At 63.2% G+C, this 19,801-nt stretch carries 16 protein-coding genes and 1 tRNA gene; 11 read left to right on the top strand and 6 right to left on the bottom strand.

The window, feature by feature from the left end; all coding sequences use genetic code 11:
• Positions 1-117: 117 nt before the first annotated feature.
• The 3 genes from K226_RS0108170 to K226_RS0108160 all read left to right on the top strand — a co-directional run bounded on the left by K226_RS0108170 (position 118) and on the right by K226_RS0108160 (position 2,429).
• The gene (locus K226_RS0108170; protein ID WP_024814339.1) at positions 118-477 is read left to right on the top strand and encodes a hypothetical protein; all 360 of its coding nucleotides are present in this window, start codon (positions 118-120) and stop codon (positions 475-477) included.
• A gap of 57 nt (positions 478-534) precedes the next feature.
• Positions 535-1,485: a homoserine kinase gene (locus tag K226_RS0108165; RefSeq protein WP_024814338.1), complete on the top strand. Its 951-nt coding sequence runs from the start codon at positions 535-537 to the stop codon at positions 1,483-1,485.
• A 101-nt stretch (positions 1,486-1,586) separates the two neighbouring features.
• Positions 1,587-2,429, top strand: a complete 843-nt coding sequence (locus K226_RS0108160) for a BPSS1780 family membrane protein (RefSeq protein WP_024814337.1) — start codon at positions 1,587-1,589, stop codon at positions 2,427-2,429.
• Between the two features lie 354 nt (positions 2,430-2,783).
• Here K226_RS0108160 and K226_RS0108155 read toward each other — a convergent pair whose 3' ends face one another.
• The 3 genes from K226_RS0108155 to K226_RS0108145 all read right to left on the bottom strand — a co-directional run bounded on the left by K226_RS0108155 (position 2,784) and on the right by K226_RS0108145 (position 7,914).
• Positions 2,784-4,994 carry a PhoX family phosphatase gene (locus K226_RS0108155; protein WP_024814336.1) on the bottom strand — a complete coding sequence of 737 codons (2,211 nt, stop codon included), beginning with the start codon at positions 4,992-4,994 and terminating at the stop codon, positions 2,784-2,786.
• Between the two features lie 141 nt (positions 4,995-5,135).
• Positions 5,136-5,303, bottom strand: coding sequence for a hypothetical protein (locus K226_RS0108150; protein WP_202899881.1), 168 nt, complete (start codon positions 5,301-5,303; stop codon positions 5,136-5,138).
• 148 nt (positions 5,304-5,451) lie between these two features.
• On the bottom strand, positions 5,452-7,914 hold the full coding sequence (locus K226_RS0108145) for a UvrD-helicase domain-containing protein (RefSeq protein WP_024814334.1): 2,463 nt from the start codon (positions 7,912-7,914) through the stop codon (positions 5,452-5,454).
• Positions 7,915-8,477: 563 nt separating this feature from the next.
• Here K226_RS0108145 and K226_RS0108140 point away from each other — a divergent pair.
• Complete coding sequence (locus K226_RS0108140) at positions 8,478-9,455, top strand: GMP reductase (protein WP_024814333.1); 978 nt, start codon at positions 8,478-8,480, stop codon at positions 9,453-9,455.
• A 27-nt stretch (positions 9,456-9,482) separates the two neighbouring features.
• On the opposite strand, the gene K226_RS0108135 is transcribed toward K226_RS0108140, so the two are convergent.
• Positions 9,483-10,364 (bottom strand): alpha/beta hydrolase, encoded by an 882-nt coding sequence (locus K226_RS0108135; RefSeq protein ID WP_024814332.1) that lies wholly within the window; start codon positions 10,362-10,364, stop codon positions 9,483-9,485.
• A gap of 123 nt (positions 10,365-10,487) precedes the next feature.
• Between K226_RS0108135 and K226_RS0108130 the strand changes: the two genes are divergently transcribed.
• The 4 genes from K226_RS0108130 to K226_RS0108115 all read left to right on the top strand — a co-directional run bounded on the left by K226_RS0108130 (position 10,488) and on the right by K226_RS0108115 (position 14,248).
• Positions 10,488-11,375, top strand: coding sequence for an NAD(P)-dependent oxidoreductase (locus K226_RS0108130; RefSeq protein ID WP_024814331.1), 888 nt, complete (start codon positions 10,488-10,490; stop codon positions 11,373-11,375).
• A gap of 81 nt (positions 11,376-11,456) precedes the next feature.
• Positions 11,457-11,532, top strand: a tRNA-Lys gene (locus K226_RS0108125).
• Positions 11,533-11,768: 236 nt separating this feature from the next.
• Positions 11,769-13,001, top strand: a complete 1,233-nt coding sequence (locus K226_RS0108120; protein WP_024814330.1) for a multidrug effflux MFS transporter — start codon at positions 11,769-11,771, stop codon at positions 12,999-13,001.
• Between the two features lie 107 nt (positions 13,002-13,108).
• Positions 13,109-14,248 carry an HD-GYP domain-containing protein gene (locus tag K226_RS0108115; RefSeq protein WP_024814329.1) on the top strand — a complete coding sequence of 380 codons (1,140 nt, stop codon included), beginning with the start codon at positions 13,109-13,111 and terminating at the stop codon, positions 14,246-14,248.
• Between the two features lie 100 nt (positions 14,249-14,348).
• Here the strand turns inward: K226_RS0108115 and K226_RS0108110 are convergent, their stop codons facing one another.
• Together K226_RS0108110 and orn are read right to left on the bottom strand one after the other, a co-directional pair.
• A complete protein-coding gene (locus tag K226_RS0108110) occupies positions 14,349-16,229 on the bottom strand; it encodes a DEAD/DEAH box helicase (protein ID WP_024814328.1) in 1,881 nt (626 codons plus the stop codon).
• A 316-nt stretch (positions 16,230-16,545) separates the two neighbouring features.
• Positions 16,546-17,124, bottom strand: coding sequence for an oligoribonuclease (orn, locus tag K226_RS0108105; RefSeq protein WP_024814327.1), 579 nt, complete (start codon positions 17,122-17,124; stop codon positions 16,546-16,548).
• A 38-nt stretch (positions 17,125-17,162) separates the two neighbouring features.
• On the opposite strand from orn, the gene K226_RS0108100 reads away from it, so the two are divergent.
• Genes K226_RS0108100 through rsgA form a run of 3 tightly spaced genes read left to right on the top strand, consistent with a single transcriptional unit; the run spans position 17,163 to position 19,765 of the window.
• Positions 17,163-18,470, top strand: coding sequence for a M48 family metallopeptidase (locus tag K226_RS0108100; protein WP_024814326.1), 1,308 nt, complete (start codon positions 17,163-17,165; stop codon positions 18,468-18,470).
• Positions 18,467-18,802: a 4a-hydroxytetrahydrobiopterin dehydratase gene (locus K226_RS0108095; RefSeq protein ID WP_024814325.1), complete on the top strand. Its 336-nt coding sequence runs from the start codon at positions 18,467-18,469 to the stop codon at positions 18,800-18,802. Before K226_RS0108100 ends, K226_RS0108095 begins: the two co-directional genes overlap by 4 nt.
• An 18-nt stretch (positions 18,803-18,820) precedes the next feature.
• A complete protein-coding gene (gene rsgA, locus K226_RS0108090) occupies positions 18,821-19,765 on the top strand; it encodes a ribosome small subunit-dependent GTPase A (protein WP_024814324.1) in 945 nt (314 codons plus the stop codon).
• Positions 19,766-19,801 lie beyond the last annotated feature (36 nt).

The raw sequence follows: 19,801 nt of genomic DNA, 5'->3' as shown, positions 1-19,801 counted from the left end.
CGTCTGCCCCCAAATAGAAGGGCTTGGCGCCAACCGCAGCATGGCAAGTGCTGCCCCCCGGTTTGGGGCACAAAACCATGCGCCATACCGCCCGCACGCGCCGCCTACAATGGCGCCATGCGCGCCGTTCACCTCTTTTTGCTGCTGGGCCTGGCTGCCAGCCCCCTGCTGGCCCAGACCACCCCTCCAATTGCCCCGCAAGGCAATGCGGACAAGCGTGAGCAGCTCCCAAATCCAGAGCAGATGCAAGGCCGCAACAACCAGCGCACCGAGCGCATTCGCGTGGAAGACGAGGGCAGCCGCGTGGACGAGTTGCGTGTGGGCGGCCAGACCCAGAGCATCACCGTGCAGCCCAAGACGGGCGACATGCCCGAATATGAAGTGCAGTCGCCCGACGGAGCCCGCAGCCGCGCCGGCAGCCGCAGCGGCGCCGAAACCAACACCGCCCCGCGCGTCTGGAACGTGATCAAGTTCTGACGCTGCCCCTGGCTGCCCATTCCCTTGTTTTTGTCTTACCCGTTTTTCTTTTGAGCGATGGCCGTTTTTACCGAAGTCTCGACGAATGAGGCGCGCGAACTGCTGCGCCATTTGCAACTGGGTGACCTGGTGGCGCTGCGCGGCATCGAGGGGGGCATCGAGAACACCAATTACTTTCTGACCAGCGACCAGGGTGAGTTTGTGCTCACGCTGTTCGAGCGTCTCACTGCAGCCCAGCTGCCGTTCTATCTGTACCTGATGAAGCACCTTGCCCACCACGGCATGCCGGTGCCCGACCCCAGGCCCGACCAGAACGGTGACATCCTGCACAGCGTATGCGGCAAGCCCGCAGCCGTGGTGAACAAGCTGCGCGGCAAAAGCCAGCTGGCACCGCAGCCCGTGCACTGCGCCGCCGTGGGCACCATGCTGGCGCGCATGCACCTGGCGGGGCGTGATTACGACCGCCTCCAGCCCAACCTGCGCGGTCTGCCCTGGTGGAACGAAACCGTGCCCGTGGTTCTGCCCCACATTGGCCCCGAACAGGCGGCGTTGCTGCGCGCCGAGCTGGCCTACCAGAACCATGTGGCCGCATCGTCGGCCTATGCAGCATTGCCGCGCGGCCCGGTGCATGCCGACCTCTTCCGCGACAACGTGATGTTTGACGGCGAAGAGCTCACCGGCTGCTTCGACTTTTATTTTGCGGGCGTGGACACCTGGCTGTTCGACCTGGCCGTGTGCCTGAACGACTGGTGCATCGACTCGGCCCAGGGCACCCACGACGCCACACGCGCCGCCAGCATGCTGAACGCCTACCAGGCCGAACGCCCCCTGACCGCAGCGGAGCGCGAGCTGCTGCCCGCCATGCTGCGGGCCGGCGCCCTGCGGTTCTGGATTTCGCGGCTGTGGGATTTTTACCTGCCCCGCGAGGCGTCCATGCTCACCCCGCACGACCCCACACATTTCGAGCGCGTTCTGCGAGGCCGCATTGCCCGGCCGGTGCACGCCTGATCCCCTTCACCCCGGCGTCTTTTAGGGTGCTGGGTTAAATTCGCCGCTACCGTCCCGCCACCCACGGCCCGGGGCTCTTTTCTGATTGTCAAAACCTGTCCATGAAACTCCACATCGTCCCCGCACGCACCGGCCTGGCCTGGGTCAAGCTTGGCATTCGGGCGTTCTGGCGGCAACCCATGGCACTGGCGGCCCTGTTTTTCATGACCATGGCGGCCATGTCGCTGGCCACCATGATCCCGCTGGTGGGCCCGGCCGTGGCGCTGGCCCTGCTGCCCTCGGCCACACTGGCCATGATGGTGGCTGCCGCCGAGGCCGTGCAAGGGCGCTTTCCCACGCCCGCCGTGTTGCTGGTGGCCTTTCGCACCGGGCGGCAGCACCTGCGCGACATGCTGGTGCTGGGTGCGCTGTATGCGGTGGGGTTTCTCGGCGTGATGGGCCTGTCGGCACTGATCGACGGGGGCCAGTTCGCGCAGGTGTACCTGGGCGGCGCCCCCCTCACCCGCGAGATGGCAGAAACGCCCGCATTCCAGGGGGCCATGTGGCTTTCGATTGCGTTGTACCTGCCCCTGTCGCTGCTGTTCTGGCATGCACCCGGCCTGGTGCACTGGCATGGTGTGCCGCCGGTGAAAAGCCTGTTTTTCAGCATCGTGGCCTGCCTGCGCAACTTTGGCGCTTTCACGGTGTATGGGCTTGCCTGGATGGGCGTTTTCCTGGTGGGCGGCCTGGTGGTCAGCCTGGTAGCGGGCCTGCTGGCGGTGACCGGGCTCACCGGTGCCGTGGGCGGCATCATGGTGGGCGCAGCCATGATGATGGCGGCCATGTTCTTCACCTCGCTCGTGTTCACCTTCCGTGATTGTTTCGAGCCCCCAGAAAAGCCCCAGCCAGAGGCATCGCAAGGAAGCACTTCCGACGCCGCACCAGGGACGGACGGCACGACGTAACGCCGCCCCGGCGGCGCAGCTCGCCAGCGCGAGCATGTATTGCCTGATTCGGCCCGCAGGGTACGCTGGCGCTGCCACAGGGCAAACCACACACGCGCTGCTGAAACACGGCCACCCCAAAACTGCGTGGGCGCCCCAGTGCCCTGCCCCGTCGTCGCCCCTCTTTTGCGGCTGGCCTGACGACGCCGCACTTTCACCCAACCTGCACCACCAACCACACCGTCACCCGCATCGCCGCACACGGGCGACAGCTGCAATCGGCCCGGCGAAAGAAAGCACCCAACAAAAAGCCCACCGGCCCAGGGCTGCCAGGTAGCTGGCAACCCCAGGCCGGTGGGCCTAGGAGCCTGTCGGTCAGGTACCGATCTTGCCGCCGTCGTTCTTGGTGATGACGATGGTGGCCGAGCGCGGCCGCTTGCCAGCGCCGTAACCGGCATTCGACGGCCACTGGCTCTGGTACTTGGTGGCATCGCCCACGTTGGCCATGGCGGTGCCTTCGCCCGGGTGCTGGATGTTCACGAAGATGGCCTTGCCATCTGGCGTTTCTGCCAGTCCGGTGATTTCGCTGCCCTTGGGGCCCACCAGGAAGCGCTTGAGCGTGCTCTCCGTGGCGGCCTTGCCCACGGGCGTCACGATGTCCAGCTTGCTGCCATCGGCCTTGGTGTAGCTCAGCGTCTTCTTACCGCCGTCGCCCACCTGGCCGGGCACGGCGGCCAGCATCATGCAGTTGGAAACATCGGTGTAGGCGCCATCATCGGTCTGAATCCAGCAGATGCCGGTGGCCTTGCTGAACACCAGACCGTCAGGGCTGGAGAAGTCCTGGTCAGCGGTCAGTGCGGAGATGTTGACCAGCGACTTGTCGGCACCGGCTTCGGCGCCAAACAGGTACACGTCCCAGCTGAAGCTGGAGACCGAAGCACCTTCCTTCAGGCGCACCAGGTGGCCGTTGGGGTTGCCGTTTTGCTTGCTGGTGCCCTTCATGTCGGTGTAGGCACGGGGGTTGGATGCATCGGGCAGGTATTGGCTGCCGGTGGGGTCGATGCTGCGGTTGCTGTTGTTGGTCAGCGTGAAGTAGATCTCGCCGTTGGCGGGGTTCACGGCGTTCCACTCGGGGCGGTCCATCTTGGTGGCACCCACGGCATCTGCAGCCAGGCGGGTGTTGATGGCGATGTCAGCGGCATCGGCAAACTTGTAGGTGGCGTAGCCTGCAACGGCGGTATTGGTCATTGCCAGCTCCACCCAGGTGCCGGTGCCGTCGGCGTTGAACTTGGCTGCGTAGAGCTTGCCGCTGTCCAGGTACTTGTCGCCCACGGCCATGCGGTCGGTGGGGTTGGCATCGGCTGCGCTCCACACGGCGGTGGTCACAAACTTGTAGATGTATTCGCCGCGCGAATCATCACCCATGTAAATGCTCAGCGGCTGGCCGACCACGGCCTTGCCAAAGGCAGCGCTTTCGTGTGCAAAGCGGCCCAGCGCGGTGCGCTTTTTGGCCATGCGGGTCTTGTCATAGGCGTCGATCTCGACGATGTAGCCCATGCCGTTCATCTCGTTGCGGTAGTCGTCGCTGCCGTTGGCCGACGCACCGGTCTTGCTGTTGTTCCAGCGCTGGTACTTGTCGTCGGCACCACCGGTTTCCCAGCCGTGGCGCGATGCGGCGCCCTGGCTGCGGCCGTAGCGCTTGAGCGAGGTCACGCTCTTGTCGTTGCCGCGTGCGGCGTCGTCGGCAGCGCCGCGCGTGAAATAGCCAAACCAGTTTTCTTCGCCGGTCAGGAACGTGCCCCAGGGCGTCTTGCCCGTGCCGCAGTTGTTCAGCGTGCCGCGGGTCATGGTGCCGGTGGGCGAATACTTGGTGATGAGTTGCGCGTGGCCACGGGCGGGGCCTGCAATCTCGATAGGGCTCAGGGCTGTGAGGCGGAAGTTCTGCGAAGAGCCAGGCACATAAGCCCATTTGCCGGCGCTCTTGGCCACTTCGATCACGGCAACGCCGTGGATGGCGGTTTCCTTGTCCACTTCCGACGCGGGGCGGGGCAGCGTGGAGGTGCCGCCGTTGGCGTGCAGGAAGAACGAGGACAACTTCTCGTCGGTGGTGGCTTCGTGGTTGATGGCCAGCAGACCGCGCTCGGTGGCGCTGTCGTTGCGCTTGCCGTCGGCACCCAGACCAAACCATTCCATACCGTCGTGGTGGTCACCAGCACGCTTGTCGAAATCGCCGTCGGTACCGTCATTCTTGTAGGCAGCCACACCAGCGGCCATAGGGTCGCCCAGCGCAAACAAAACGCTGGCGGTGTAGCCAGCAGGCACGACCACTGTGTCGGCAAGGCTCTTGGCCACTGCGCCGAAGCCCAACACCTTGGCTTCTGCAACGGGATCATCGCTGCCGCCGCAGGCGGTGACGCCCAAGCCGCCCAGCACGGCGGTGCCCACCGTGCCAACGCTGCCACGCAGCAGGCCACGGCGCGACAGACGTGCACCCAGCACGGCATCGAATGTGGGGTTGGCAGAGGTGTTGGAATTTTCGTTATTGAAGTCAATCGCCTGCTCGGGCGCATCCACGCGGTGGTTCATCGGGGTTCCTTGGGTTGTGGGTTGCAAAACCACTGGAGCGTAAGAACCCTTTGCGACACCACCGTGACGTTTTCATGGCACTTTGATGGCGCTCCGCCCACTCCGATGAATGCAGTGCCCGAAAATCGGCGCCCCTTCCACTCAGCGACCGGCCGCGCCCTTGCTGCGATGCGCATGCAGATGCATGCGGTCGTCCACGCTGGAGAAGACCAGGGCAAACGCGATGCCTAGCACCGTGCCCAGCTTGGTGTCGAGCACGCGCTCGACCGGCATGCTCAGGGCAGCCGCCGGTGATGCCATATAGGTCATGCGCAGCGCCATCGTCGTCACGGTGATCTGGCCGAGCGCGTGGTTGCAGCCATGATGCACCGAGTGATGTGCCGCGCTGGCGCCGGGATTCCCTGGGTGAATCGTTGGCGTCAGACAGGGAGGGCATCCGTCGGGGCGACGGGTGCGTTCACTCCACCACCGTCAGCTTGGCCACCGACAGCGCCAGCCACTTGGTGCCATGGCGCGGAAAGTTGACCTGCGCGCGCGCGTCGTCGCCGGTGCCTTCAATGGCCAGTACCTTGCCTTCGCCGAATTTGGCGTGAAACACGTTGAGCCCTGCGCGCAAACCGTGCGACGGCGTGGCCTTCTGCACCGGCACGGGTGGGCTGGCAAAGGTTTCGGATTTAAAGCCAAATTGACCTCTAGCGCTTGATCCATAAGCGCTACCAGCTCCTGAATTAGGAGCGTACGAGCCAAACCCCTGCTGCTTGGGCGTGATCCACTTGAGCGCACCCTCTGGCAGCTCGTCAAAAAAGCGGCTCTTGATGTTGTAGCGCGTCTGGCCGTGCAGCATGCGTGTTTGCGAGTGGCTCAGGTACAGGCGCTTGCGCGCGCGGGTGATGGCCACGTACATCAGGCGGCGTTCTTCCTCCAGGCCGTCGCGGTCGCTGGCCGAGTTTTCGTGGGGGAACAGGCCCTCTTCGAGGCCGCCGATGAACACGCCATCAAACTCCAGGCCCTTGCTGGCGTGCACGGTCATCAGTTGCACGGCGTCCTGCCCGGCCTGGGCCTGGTTGTCGCCGGCTTCGAGCGCGGCATGCGTCAGGAAGGCGGCCAGGGGCGAGAGGGTTTCGCCAGTGTCGATGTCCACGATGCCGGGCACTGCGGGCGAGAGCTGCTCATCCAGCACCGGCGCGTTGGGGTCCAGCCCCTGGCTCACCGGACTTTGCGTGCCCTGCCCCAGCGGCGTGCCATGCTCATCCAGCGGCAGGGCCACCGCGTCGCGGCCAAAGCCCTCGTGGGTGACAAAGCTCTCGGCAGCGTTGACGAGTTCTTCCAGATTCTCGATGCGGTCGGCGCCTTCTTTTTCGGTACGAAAGTGCTCCACCAGCCCGGTGGATTCGAGCATTTGCTCGATGATGCCGCGCAGGTTCAGCCCCTGGGTTTGCTCACGCAGCACGTCGACCATGGCCACAAACGCGCCCAGGTTGGCGCCCGCCTTGCCTGGCACGGCGCTCACCGCGTCGTGCAGCGAGCAACCGGCGGCGCGGGCGGCGTCTTGCAGCACCTCGATGCTGCGCGCACCAATGCCGCGCGGCGGAAAGTTGACCACGCGACTGAAGCTGGTGTCGTCGTGCGGGTTCTCCAGGAGGCGCAGATACGCCAGTGCGTGCTTGATTTCCGCGCGTTCAAAAAAGCGCAGACCGCCATACACACGGTAAGGCACGCTGGCATTGAACAGGGCCGATTCGATTACGCGGCTTTGGGCATTGCTGCGGTAAAGCACGGCGATTTCCTTGCGCTCGAAACCATCGCTCTTTACCAGCTGCTTGATCTCATCCACCATCCACTGCGCCTCGGCCAGGTCGGAGCTGGCCTCGTACACGCGCACCGGCTCGCCCGCGCCCTGCGTGGTGCGCAGGTTTTTTCCCAGGCGGCGGCTGTTGTGACTGATGAGGGCGTTGGCCGAGTCGAGAATGTTGCTGTAGCTGCGGTAGTTTTGCTCGAGCTTGATCTGGCGCTGCACATCAAATTCGCGCACAAAGTCGGCCATGTTGCCCACGCGCGCGCCGCGAAACGCATAGATGCTTTGGTCGTCATCGCCCACGGCAATCACGCTGCCGCGCGCCTCAAAACGCCCGCCCACCTCGTTGCCCGCCAGCTGCTTGAGCCAGGCGTACTGCAGCTTGTTGGTGTCCTGAAACTCATCGACCAGCATGTGCTGAAACCGGCGCTGGTAGTGCTCGCGGATGGGGTCGTTGTCGCGCAGCAATTCGTAAGAGCGCAGCATCAGCTCGCCAAAGTCCACCACGCCTTCGCGCTGGCATTGCTCTTCGTAGAGCTGGTAGATCTCGACCTTCTTGCGCGCATCGCTGTCATGCGTGGGCACGTCGCCGGGGCGCATGCCTTCTTCCTTGCAGTGGGCAATGAAGTAGGCCAGCTGCTTGGGCGGAAAACGCTCGTCGTCCACGTTGTGCTGCTTGCACAGGCGCTTGATGGCCGAGAGCTGGTCTTGCGTGTCCAAAATTTGAAACGACTGCGCCAGGCCCGCCGCCTTGTGGTGCGCGCGCAAGAGGCGGTTGCACAGGCCGTGAAAAGTGCCAATCCACATGCCGCGCACGCTCACGGGCAGCATGGCCGACAGGCGCGCCACCATTTCCTTGGCAGCTTTGTTGGTGAAGGTGACGGCCAGAATGCCGCCGGGCGTGGCATAGCCGTTTTGCAGCAGCCAGGCGATACGCGTGGTGAGCACGCGCGTCTTGCCCGAGCCGGCGCCAGCCAGGATGAGCGCGTGGCCCGCAGGCAGGGTGACGGCGGCCAGTTGCTCGTCGTTCAGATTGGCCAGAAGGGGCGATGCTGCCGAGGCAGCACCGGCGTGTGGGGGCACCAGGGCTTCTGATGCACCCGAAAACGGGTCTTGTGGAAACATGCAGCCATTGTAGAAAGCACCCCGCCGCTGGGTATAGCCGCAGGGCCAGTAGGGCCCCTGCGAATGGCCTGGGCGCTGGCATCGGCCCCCAACGGGGTGTGATCATGCGTGCTGGACAGATCGAATGATCACGGTCACCTTGCGATAAAAGTATTAGCAAAAACAGACTCTAGCGCTTATGCAATAAGCGCTAGAAGCTATACAAAACAGAGCACTTCTACCACTTGCGAACAAACCCTGTGCGCATTGCCCAGGGCGCCCGTCCGGCCCACTGGCGTGTGTGCGGCGGTGGGATGGGGCCCGAGGCGCAGCGCCCCGCCCTGGCTGCGGCGCATTGCGACGACCGGCACAGCCCGGCAGCAGGCAGGGGCATTCCGGCAAAGCCGCGCGCGGGTAGAATCAATCACCGGGCCCAAGTTTCTTGACGTCCGGTTTTTTTGTGCCTGCGCTCAGCAGGGTTCGGAGCGGCCACCACGGCCCCGCCCACACAACCGGTCGCCAGGCCAAGCGCCCACCGCAGTCAAAATTGTTTGGCTGCGTCCCTTGATGGAGCTTGGAATCTCATGGAAATCTTCGACTACGACAATGTTTTGCTGCTGCCCCGCAAGTGCCGCGTGGAAAGCCGCTCGGAATGCGACGCCAGCGTAGAACTGGGCGGGCGCAGCTTTCGCATCCCCGTGGTGCCCGCCAACATGAAGACGGTGGTGGACGAAAGCATATGCACCTGGATGGCGCAAAACGGCTACTTTTATGTCATGCACCGCTTTGACCTAGACAACCTGCAGTTCGTGCGCGACATGCACGCCAAGGGTTGCTATGCCTCGGTCTCGCTGGGCGTCAAACCGCCCGACTACGCCACCGTGGACCAGCTGGTGGCCGAGGGCCTGTGCCCCGAGTACATCACCATCGACATCGCCCACGGCCATGCCGACAGCGTGAAAGCCATGATCGCTTACCTCAAGCAGCACCTGCCCAAGGCCTTTGTGATTGCTGGCAACGTGGCCACGCCCGAGGCCATCATCGACCTGGAAAACTGGGGCGCCGACGCCACCAAAGTGGGCGTGGGGCCGGGCAAGGTGTGCATCACCAAACTCAAAACCGGCTTTGGCACGGGCGGCTGGCAGCTCAGTGCGCTCAAGTGGTGCGCGCGCGTGGCCACCAAGCCCATCATTGCCGACGGCGGCATCCGCAGCCATGGCGACATCGCCAAGAGCATCCGCTTTGGCGCCAGCATGGTGATGATCGGCTCGCTGTTTGCGGGCCACGAAGAGTCTCCCGGCAAGACCGTGGAAGTGGATGGAGAACTGTTCAAGGAATACTACGGCTCGGCCAGCGACTTCAACAAGGGCGAGTACAAACATGTGGAAGGCAAGCGCATTCTCGAGCCCATCAAGGGCAAACTTGCCGACACACTCATCGAGATGGAACAGGACGTGCAAAGCTCCATCAGCTACGCGGGCGGCACCCGGCTGATGGACGTGCGCAAGGTCAACTACGTGATTCTGGGCGGCGACAACGCGGGCGAACACCTGCTGATGTAGGCCACCCATCGGGCTGCGGGCGCGTGTTCAGGCCCGCAGCAGGTTCAGGGCCATGTGGTGTAGGTCATGCCCGGGCTGTGCCAGCGCATCGAGAATACTGAAATGGTTCAGCCCGGCCAGCACCTGGTGGCGCGGCACGGCGCGTGATCCCCAGGCGTCCTGCAGCAGCCGGGCCTGCCGCAGGAACTCGGCGCTTTCGTCGCCACCGACCGCGCTGTACACAATGCCCTGGCTGGGCGCCTGCAGCCTCGCCGGGCTGGCTTGCAGCACATGCTGCGCGGTCAGGTGCAGCACCGACTGCAAAAATGGGGTGTGCATGATGGGCTCCAGGTCGTGAATCCCCGAGATCGAAAGCGCGTTGCGCACCAGCCCGTCCGGCCATCCGTCGCCCAGCAGCGGCCACACGCTGGTCAGCAGCATGGCCGCCAGTTGCCCACCTGCGGAATGGCCTGCCACCGTGATGCGGCCAGGGTCACCTCCATGGCGCTCAATGTTGCCCCACACCCAGCCCAGCGCCCTCTCGACCTGGCGCACGATCTGGGGCACCGTGACGGGAGCCTGGGGCGTGCCGGGGCACAGCGCATAGTTCACCATCACCACGCAGACTCCCTCGCGTGTGAACGCAGGCGCCAGAAAGGAATGCTCAGACTTGTCGAGTGCGCGCCAGTACCCCCCGTGGATGAAAACCAGCACCGGGGCCGGCGAGCGGCCCGGCACGTGGGGCGCAAAGATGTCGAGCGCCTCACCAGTGCCGCTGCCGTAGGCAATGTCCAGCGCGCACGCCCCACTGGTGCGTGCCAGGGCAGACGCGTCGGCCCAGCGCTGCAGATAATCCAGGTGGTCCGGCACCAAGGCCCGGTTGTTGTACATCCGCTCCAGCCAGGCCGGATCGTGGTGGGGGAAGTTCATGGCGCGTCTCCTTGTGCGTGCCATCATCCCGGCATATTAAGCACACTGCAAGCTCGCTGACAGGGAGTGGCAGTGAAAAAGCCCATGATGGCGGCAGACAACACAGCTTCCAAGGATGCGCCCATGACCACCACCCCGCCGCTTCGCGTTGCCGTCCTCGGTATCGGCATGATGGGATTGCCCATGGCCCGACGCCTGTGCGAGGCAGGCCACCAGGTACACGCCTGGAACCGCACCCGCGCCAAGGCGGATCCACTGGCGTCCGCCGGCGCCATGGTGCACAACACACCCACAGACGCCGTGCGCGATGCCGACTTCGTCATCAGCCTTCTGGAGAACGGCTCGGTGGTGGACCAGGTGCTTTTCGGGCTGGGCACGGCGCAAGCCATGCGTGCAGGCGCCCTGTTTATCGACATGGCCTCGATACAACCCCGGGAAGCCCGCGACCACGCGACTCGCCTGGAGGAAATGGGGCTGACCCACCTGGATGCGCCGGTCTCCGGCGGCACGGTGGGCGCCGAAAACGGCACTCTGGCCATCATGGCAGGCGGCCGGCCGCAGGATTTTGCGCGCGCACAGCCCATCTTTGCCATCTTTGGACGGGCCACCCATGTCGGCCCCCACGGCGCGGGCCAGCTGGCCAAGCTGGCCAATCAAATGATCGTGGGCATCACCATTGGCGCGGTGGCAGAGGCACTGCTCTTTGCCGCCAAAGGCGGCGCCGACATGGCCAAGGTGCGAGAGGCCATCAGCGGCGGCTTTGCTGACAGCCGGATTCTTCAACTGCATGGTCAGCGCATGGTGGACCGCGACTTCGCTCCACGTGGCCGCATGACGGTTCAACTCAAGGATCTCGACAACGCCCTGATCACCGCCCAGGAAATCGGCTTTGATGCCCCCATCACGGCGCTTTTTGAAGCGCTGTACAAAGATGGCGTCGAACACGGACTGGGCCAGCTGGACCACAGCGGCTTGTTTGTCGAGCTGGCCAGCCGCAACGCCATGCAATAATTTTTGTACCAGCTTGCCAACGCCAGAATTTTTGGTGCATAATTCGAGGCTCAGCAGCAATGCTGACAGATTAAAAAGTTTGGGTTCTTAGCTCAGTTGGTAGAGCAGCGGACTCTTAATCCGTAGGTCGAGTGTTCGAGTCACTCAGGACCCACCAAACTGCAAAACCCCGCTGTCTTCAAGATGGCGGGGTTTTTTCATTTGCAGCGCCTGCCTGCCCGGCCGCTCCCACATACGAGGCGCGCAGGCGCAGCACTCAACGCTCAGAGCTGCGCCCAAAGCCCGGATCAAAGCGCTCGCCGATAATGGATCCGACCCGTGCGCCGGACAACGCAATCGTCACTCCCGCTGATGCGGGTAACTTCCATTCATCCTGCACATCCAAAGTCCTTCATGAATCCACAAGCCCACCTGCTATGGCGTGCACCCCGTTGGGCACTGGCGGTGCTGCTGGCCTTGCTGGGCATGCTGGGGCCTTTTTCGATCGACACATACCTTCCGGCGTTCTCGGGCATTGCCTCGGCCTTGGGCGCCACGCCGGTGCAGATGCAGCAGACGCTCTCTGCGTATCTGTTCGGCTTTGCCTTCATGAATCTCTTTCATGGCGCGCTGGCAGACAGCTTTGGCCGCAGACCCGTGGTGTTGGCCGGAATTGCCATGTTCACCGTTGCATCGGCCGGGTGTGCGCTCTCGCAGAGCATTGAACAACTGGTGCTCTTTCGCGCCTTGCAAGGCCTGTCAACCGGCGCTGGCATTGTGGTGTCTCGTGCGGTGATCCGCGACATGTTCCCACCCGCCCAGGCACAGAGGGTCATGAGCCAGGTCACCATCTACTTTGGTGTCGCGCCGGCCATTGCCCCCGTCGTGGGTGGCTGGCTGTTTGTGCATCTTGGCTGGCACAGCATTTTCTGGTTCCTGACCCTGGTGGGGGTTGCGCTCTGGATCGCCAACCTGCGGTTCCTGCCCGAAACCCTGCATGCGGACCACCGCCAGCCCTTCAATGTTCCGCACCTGATGCGGGGCTATTGGCAACTCGGCTCCAGCCCGCGCTTCCTGCTGCTGGCCCTCGCCAGCGGGGTGCCGTTCAATGGCATGTTCCTGTATGTGCTGTCAGCCCCTGCCTTTCTGAGCGACCACCTGGGGCTCGCACCCACGCAGTTTTTCTGGTTCTTTGGCCTGACCATCTGCGGCATCATGGGTGGAGCATGGCTGAGCGGCCGGTTGGCGGGGCGGGTTGCGCCCAAGCGGCAGATTCAGCATGGCTTTGTCATCATGTGCGTTGTTGCGGTTGTCAACGTGATCGCGAATGCTGTTTTCACTGCACACGCAAGCTGGGCGCTCTTTCCCATCGCCGTGTTTGCGTTTGGCTGGGCGTTGATGGTGCCGGTGGTGACCTTGCTGGTACTGGACCTTTACCCGCAACGGCGCGGCATGGCATCATCTTTGCAGGCGTTTGTGGGGTCCACCGCCAACGGGGTGGTGGCCGGTGTGGTGGCGCCGCTCGTGATGCACTCCACGTTGTGGCTGGCGGTGGCATCGCTGTTGATGATGGGCATCGGCATGCTGGCCTGGTTCTACCTGCACCATCGCTGGCCCGAAATCGGACGCACCTCTGAGCCAGGCTGACTCACCGGTATGTTCAATCGTCGGTCACTCTGCAACAATCGTCCAGAGGCGCCCCACCCCCGCAAAGGATTCACGACCCAAACAATGCGATCAACCAAGGTTTGGCCATGCAACTATTGAAACTGGTGGAGTCCGAGATCCAGATGGATGTTGCGCTGCCGTGGAACGTTCGCAACCACGATTGCACCCTGCTTCTCGCACGGGGGCACATCGTCAGCAGCGAGGCCCAGATGCAGGCCTTGCTTGAGCGTGGCATCTACGTGGATCTGGAGGAAAAGCGGGCAGTGGAAGCCCTTGATGCCCCCAAGTCAGGGCCGGTAAAAAGTATTTACACGCGCTGGGCCGATACCATCGACACCCTGGAAACACTGGTGCACGAGTTGCCGCATGCGCCGGAATTCCCCGCCAACATAGAAAAACTGGCGCAGGATCTGATCACGTTGGCCGACCTGGATGCCGATATCGCCATCTTCATGGCGGTCCGCCAGGACCAGGCCAGGCACCTGCGGTATGGTTACAGCCACAGCGTCTACACCGCTCTGCTGTGCATCCTCATGGCGCAGCGCATGGACTGGACCGCCGCACGCATTCGCGTCATCACCTTGGCCGCCCTCACCATGAATGCGAGCATTGCCGACCTGCAGGGCCAGATGGCGAGCCAGGACTATCCCGTGCTGGACCGGCAACGCACCCAACTGCGCACACATCCCATCGATAGTGCCGCATTGCTCGCCAAGGCAGGCATCACCGACGCCGCATGGCTGGAGGCCATTCGCCAACACCATGAACAGGGTAATGGCAGCGGCTACCCCAGGGGCTTGACGCAAATCGATGAACTCGCCCAGATGCTGCGCATGGCCGATATTTTCATGGCGCGCATCAGCCCCCGGGCAATCCGCTCACCCATGAATGTCCAGGATTCCGCCCGCCAGATGTTTCGGGACGACAAGGGGGGAGCGATGTCGTCCGCCATCATCAAGGTACTGGGCATCTACCCGCCGGGCAACCTGGTGAAACTCGCCTCTGGTGAGCTGGGCGTGGTAATGCGCCGTGGCACAGAAGCTCGCACACCTTTGGTGGCCGCCGTCACCGACGCACAGGGCCGCAGCGTCACCACCACCCTGCATCGCAACACCGCAGACCCTGCCCATGCCATCACCGGCCTCGCAGCAGACGACAAACACCTGCTTTCGCGGGTGCCCCCCGAGCGCCTTTATGGCTATGCACAGGCGGGCGCGCTGACCTGAGCGTGCACGGCGGCCCCACAGCCGCCACCCCTGACGAAAAAAAGGGCTGGCCCCTTTCGGAACCAGCCCTCTTCAACTCGTCAGCAATTCTGCAGACAACTCAGCGTGCAGGGCGCGCTGGGCGTTTGCGGGCATCATGGGGCACAAAAGGCTTGCCACCACCAGCACCTGCCGGCTTGGAGAAAGCGGGCTTGCGGGGAGCGAAGTCACCGCGAGGTGCGCCAGCATCGCCACGGGGGGCAAAGCCAGCACGGCCAGCGTCGCCAAACCCAGGCTTGCGGCCAAACGACTCGCCATCACGGCGGGGCGCAAAACCACGGTCACCACCACGGTCGTCACGGCCAGCAAAGCCGCCGCCACCGCCGCCTTCACCACGGGCGGCAGGAGCGCCACGGTTGTCACGACCAGCAAAGCCGCCGCCAAAACCACCGCCGAAGCCACCACGGTCATTGCCGCCACGTGCGGGACCACCGAAGCGGCCGCGCGACTGGTTGTCACGGTTGTCATACGAACGGCCAGGGGCGCCACGGCCACCACCACCGAAATCGCCACCGCGAGGTGCCTGCGGCGCGCGCTGCGAGGGCTCCATGCCAGGAATCACTTCGGCCTTGAACTGCTGGCGGCTGTACGACTCAATGTCGTAGATTTTGCGGCGATCGCGGAACTCGGCAAACGTGATGGCCAGGCCATCGCGGCCCGCACGGCCGGTACGGCCAATGCGGTGGGTGTAGTCCTCGGCCTTCATGGGCAGGCCGAAATTGAACACGTGGGTAATGGTGGGTACGTCAATACCGCGTGCCGCCACATCGGTGGCCACCAGGATCTGCACCTGGCCAGCGCGCAGCGCCATCAAACGGCGGTTGCGCAAACCCTGGCTCAGGGCGCCGTGCAGGGCAACGGCCGAGAAGCCTTCCTGCTGCAGGTCGTTGGCCAGGCCGTCGCACTCCACCTGGGTGCTGGCAAAAACGATGGCCTGGTTGATTGTGGTGTCACGCAGCCAGTGGTCGAGCATCTTGCGCTTGTGCTGGGCGTTGTCGGCCCAGTACAGCATCTGCTTGATGTTGGCGTGCTTCTCTTGCGGAGAATCGATGGTGACCTTCTGCACCGACGAACCACCGTCATGCATCACGCGCATGGCCAGCTGTTGAATGCGGGGCGCAAACGTGGCGCTGAACATCATGGTCTGCTTGCGCTGGCTGGTGAGTTGGTTCAGCTCGGCCAGATCGTCCGAGAAGCCCAGGTCAAGCATGCGGTCGGCTTCGTCGACAACCAAAAACTGTACCTTGTCGAGCTTGATCTGCATCGAGCGCTGCAGATCCAGCAGACGGCCAGGAGTGGCCACCACGAGGTCGGCATTTTGCAGCTTGGCGATTTGCAACTGGTAAGGCATGCCGCCCACCACGTTGGCCACGCGCAGGCCACGGCAATGCTTGACCAGATCGATGGCGTCGTGTGCGACTTGCTGTGCCAGTTCACGGGTAGGGCACAGGATCAGGGCGCCGGGGGTGGCGGCCTTGAAGTTGCGGGAGCTCGTGGGGTCCTTGCGCTTGGCGCGCTTGGGAGCGGGTTCGCCACGGGCAGCGGCTTCGGCCACAGCGTGGTCGAAGGCGGCGCGCTCTTCGGCTTCGGCTTCGGCTTGCTGGTTGATCAGCGTATGCAGCACGGGCAGCAGGAAGGCGGCAGTCTTGCCGCTACCCGTCTGGCTGGAAACCATCAGGTCGATGAACTTGGAGGCATCGCTGCCCATTGCCAAGGGAATGGCCTTGAGCTGCACGCTGGTGGGCTGGGTGTAGCCCAGATCGGCCACAGCCTGCACCAGTTCAGGGGCCAGGCCCAGCTCGATGAAACCATTGGGCTCAGCAGTGACTGCTTCGCTGGTGGATTCAATGGAAGTGTCAAGGGTGGACTGCTCGGCAATAACGGCAGCAATAGAAGTATCTGCAGGCGCGAAATCGCCCTGCACCAAAGTGGTGTCGGTCATGAATTTTTCTCTCACGAAGACGGTCGCAAGCGTAGCCCGCGATGGCTTCGTCAATGGTTAAAAAACATCAACCATCAAACGAAACCTGCATGCGCTCTGGGCGGATGCTGGTGGGCGTTGTTCGCCAGTCCTGCGCTGTCTGAGACAGCCGGCTGGCAAGCCCGGTGTGTGAGGGGAGATGCACAATCTGCGTGCAGTTTCCTGCGCAGCCCACAATTATTGCATGATTAGGGGTTTCCCCGCAAGCCCTCTGTTCGTAACAACCGCCTTTTAGGTGGATTGAGGTCCGCCACGACAACGCGGCGTCCAGCCAGCGTCAAACTGACAGCAGGTGCTTACGATAGTGCGCCAGCTCGTCAATGCTTTCATGCACATCGGCCAGCGCGGTGTGCTTTTGCGCCTTCTTGAAGCTGCTGTAAGCTTCAGGCTTCCAGCGCTTGGCAAGCTCCTTGAGGGTGCTCACATCCACGTTGCGGTAGTGAAAGAAGCGCTCCAGTTTGGGCATGTAGCGCACCAAAAAGCGCCGATCCTGTCCAATGCTGTTGCCACACATGGGCGCGGTACCCTTGGGCACGTAACGGGCCAGAAACTCCAGTATCTGCTGCTCGGCTTCGGCCTCAGTCACAGCAGAGGCTTTCACCTTGTCGATCAGTCCGCTGCGGCCGTGCGTGCCCTTGTTCCAGGCATCCATCTTGTTCAGCAGTTCATCTGACTGATGAATGGCAAACACGGGGCCTTCGATGCGTGGCTCCAGCTGGGGACCCGTCACGATCACGGCAATTTCCAGCAGACGGTCGGTATCGGGCTCCAGGCCGGTCATTTCGCAGTCCAGCCAGACCAGGTTCTGGTCCGATTTGGAAAGCACGAGGGGTACGGGGTTGTTGGCTTCAGACATGGCGGGCATTGTCGCTGATGGCCTAAACTCGCGCCCACATGCCTATCTCCGACGCTTTTTCGCCCTCCAGCGCCCTCACCATCGCCTTTGCCGCTGCGATTTGTGCCGGTCTGCTGCTCAAGTTCTGGCTGACTTCACGCCAGATTCGCCATGTGGCCCAAAACCGATCCAGCGTGCCCGACGCCTTTGCCGCACGCATTTCACTGGCCGCCCACCAAAAGGCAGCCGACTACACCATCACCAAGGCACGCTTGAGTTTGCTGGAGATGGCGCTGGGCGCCGCCGTGTTGATGGGCTGGACGCTGCTGGGCGGTCTCGATGCCTTGAATCAGGTCCTTTTGGGTGCATTGGGCGGTGGCATGGTGCAGCAACTGGTCCTGCTGGGGGCGTTTGTCGTCATCAGTGCGGCCATCGACCTGCCGGTCACGCTGTACCAGACGTTCGTGATCGAGCAGCGCTTTGGCTTCAACAAGATGACGCTGGCACTGTGGCTGGCGGATCTGGCCAAATCCACCCTCGTGGGCGCCCTCATTGGCGTGCCGGTTGCCGCGCTGATCCTTTGGCTGATGGGCGCTGCAGGGCCATCGTGGTGGCTGTGGGCCTGGGGCCTGTGGATGGCGTTCAACCTACTTTTGATGGTGGTCTACCCCACCTTCATTGCCCCCCTGTTCAACAAGTTCCAGCCGCTCGAAGACGAATCAATCAAAACCCGCGTTACGGCGCTGATGCAGCGTTGTGGCTTTGCGGCCAAGGGGCTGTTCGTGATGGATGGCAGCCGCCGCAGCGCCCATGCCAACGCTTATTTCACAGGCTTTGGCGCCGCCAAGCGTGTAGTTTTTTATGACACCCTGCTGCGCCAGCTCTCGCCGGGCGAAGTAGAAGCCGTACTGGCCCATGAGCTGGGGCACTTCAAACACCGCCACATCCTCAAGCGTGTGGCCAGCCTGTTTGCCCTGAGCCTGGCCGGCTTTGCCCTGCTCGGCTGGCTGTCCACCCAAGTATGGTTCTACACGGGGCTGGGCGTGCGCCCCTACATCTCCCTTGATCTGGCGGTGCCTCCAGTGCCCAATGATGCGCTGGCCCTGCTGCTGTTCCTGCTGGCAGTGCCCGTTTTCACGCTGTTCATTGCGCCCGTTTTTGCAGGGCTTTCGCGTCGCCACGAATTTGAAGCCGACGCCTATGCAGTGGCCCAGACCAACGGGGCCGATCTTTCCACTGCGCTGCTCAAGCTCTACGAAGACAACGCCTCCACACTCACCCCCGACCCGGTGTATGTGAAGTTCTACTACTCGCACCCGCCCGCTACTGAACGGCTGGCACGCATGCCATCGTCCGCCCAACCATGACCACAATGCTGAAGAAAAAAGACTGGTCGGCGCATACCCGACGTGCGCTGACAGCTACGGAAATAGTAGCAAACCTGGCCAAGATCGAAGGCTGGTCCCTCAGCGGTGATGGCGCCCAGGTGGCCATCGAAAAAACCTACCATTTCGCCAACTACTACGAAACCATTTCCTTCGTGAATGCCGTAGCCTTTGTGGCCAACGCACAAGACCACCACCCGGACCTGTCAGTGCAGTTCAACCGCTGCGTGGTGCGCCTGAACACGCACGACGTGCAGGGCATCTCTGCCACCGATTTCGATTGCGCGTCCCGGTTCGACGCCCTGCTGGCATGAACCCCACCGCGTGCTCCCATGACTGAACGCAGCGCCCTCATGGAAGGATTTGTGGTGGCCGGACACGGGCGCCACTGCATGGTGGAGACCGCCGACGGTCAGCGCCGCATCTGTCATCCGCGCGGCAAGAAGAGCCAGGCCGTCGTGGGCGACCGGGTGCTGTGGCAGGCCCCTCCGAAAGGCCAGGGCGAGGAAGGCACCATCGAAAAAGTGCTGGAGCGACGCAACCTGTTTTACCGTCAGGACGAGATCCGCACCAAGTCCTTTGCTGCCAACCTCGATCAGATCCTGATCCTGATCGCCGCCGAGCCGGTGTTTTCCGAAAGCCAGCTGGCCCGCGCCCTGATCGCCGCTGAGGCCGCTGGCATCAAGCCCCTGATTGCACTCAACAAGAGCGATCTGGTAGAGCCCTTTGCCCGCGCTTGGGAGCGCCTGCTGCCTTACCGCCACATGGGCGGCGGGCACCACTATGGCGTGCTGCCGCTGTCGTTGTCGCTGTCGGGGGACGTGGACCGCGCCCTGCTAATGCAACACCTGCAGGGCAAAACCACCTTGGTGCTGGGGCCCTCGGGCTCGGGCAAAAGCACGCTGATCAACCTGCTGGTGCCGGGCGCCACCGTGCTGACGGGCGAGATCTCACAGGCTTTGAACTCGGGCAAGCACACCACCACCAGCACCAACTGGTATTGGGTGGACAGCGCCCGCACCACTGCCTTGATCGATTCGCCAGGCTTTCAGGAGTTTGGCCTGCAGCACATCGCGCCCATGCAACTGGCGTCGTGCATGCCCGACATTGCGGCCCACGCCACCGACTGCAAGTTCTACAACTGCTCACACCTGCACGAACCAGGCTGCGGCGTACTCACCGCACTCAAAAACGGCACTGGAGCAGATGGAATAAGCGCCAATCGCTACAAAATTTACAGCGACCTGTTTGCCGAATTGAGCCACACCCGCTACTGAGCCACACCCCACATTGGCCGCCCGGCCCGGGGTATC

This window comes from Acidovorax sp. JHL-3 (assembly GCF_000526295.1).
Classification (GTDB): domain Bacteria; phylum Pseudomonadota; class Gammaproteobacteria; order Burkholderiales; family Burkholderiaceae_C; genus Acidovorax; species Acidovorax defluvii.
The sequence above is the reverse complement of the archived record's forward strand: the minus strand, read 5'-3'. Positions and strand labels throughout refer to the sequence as shown.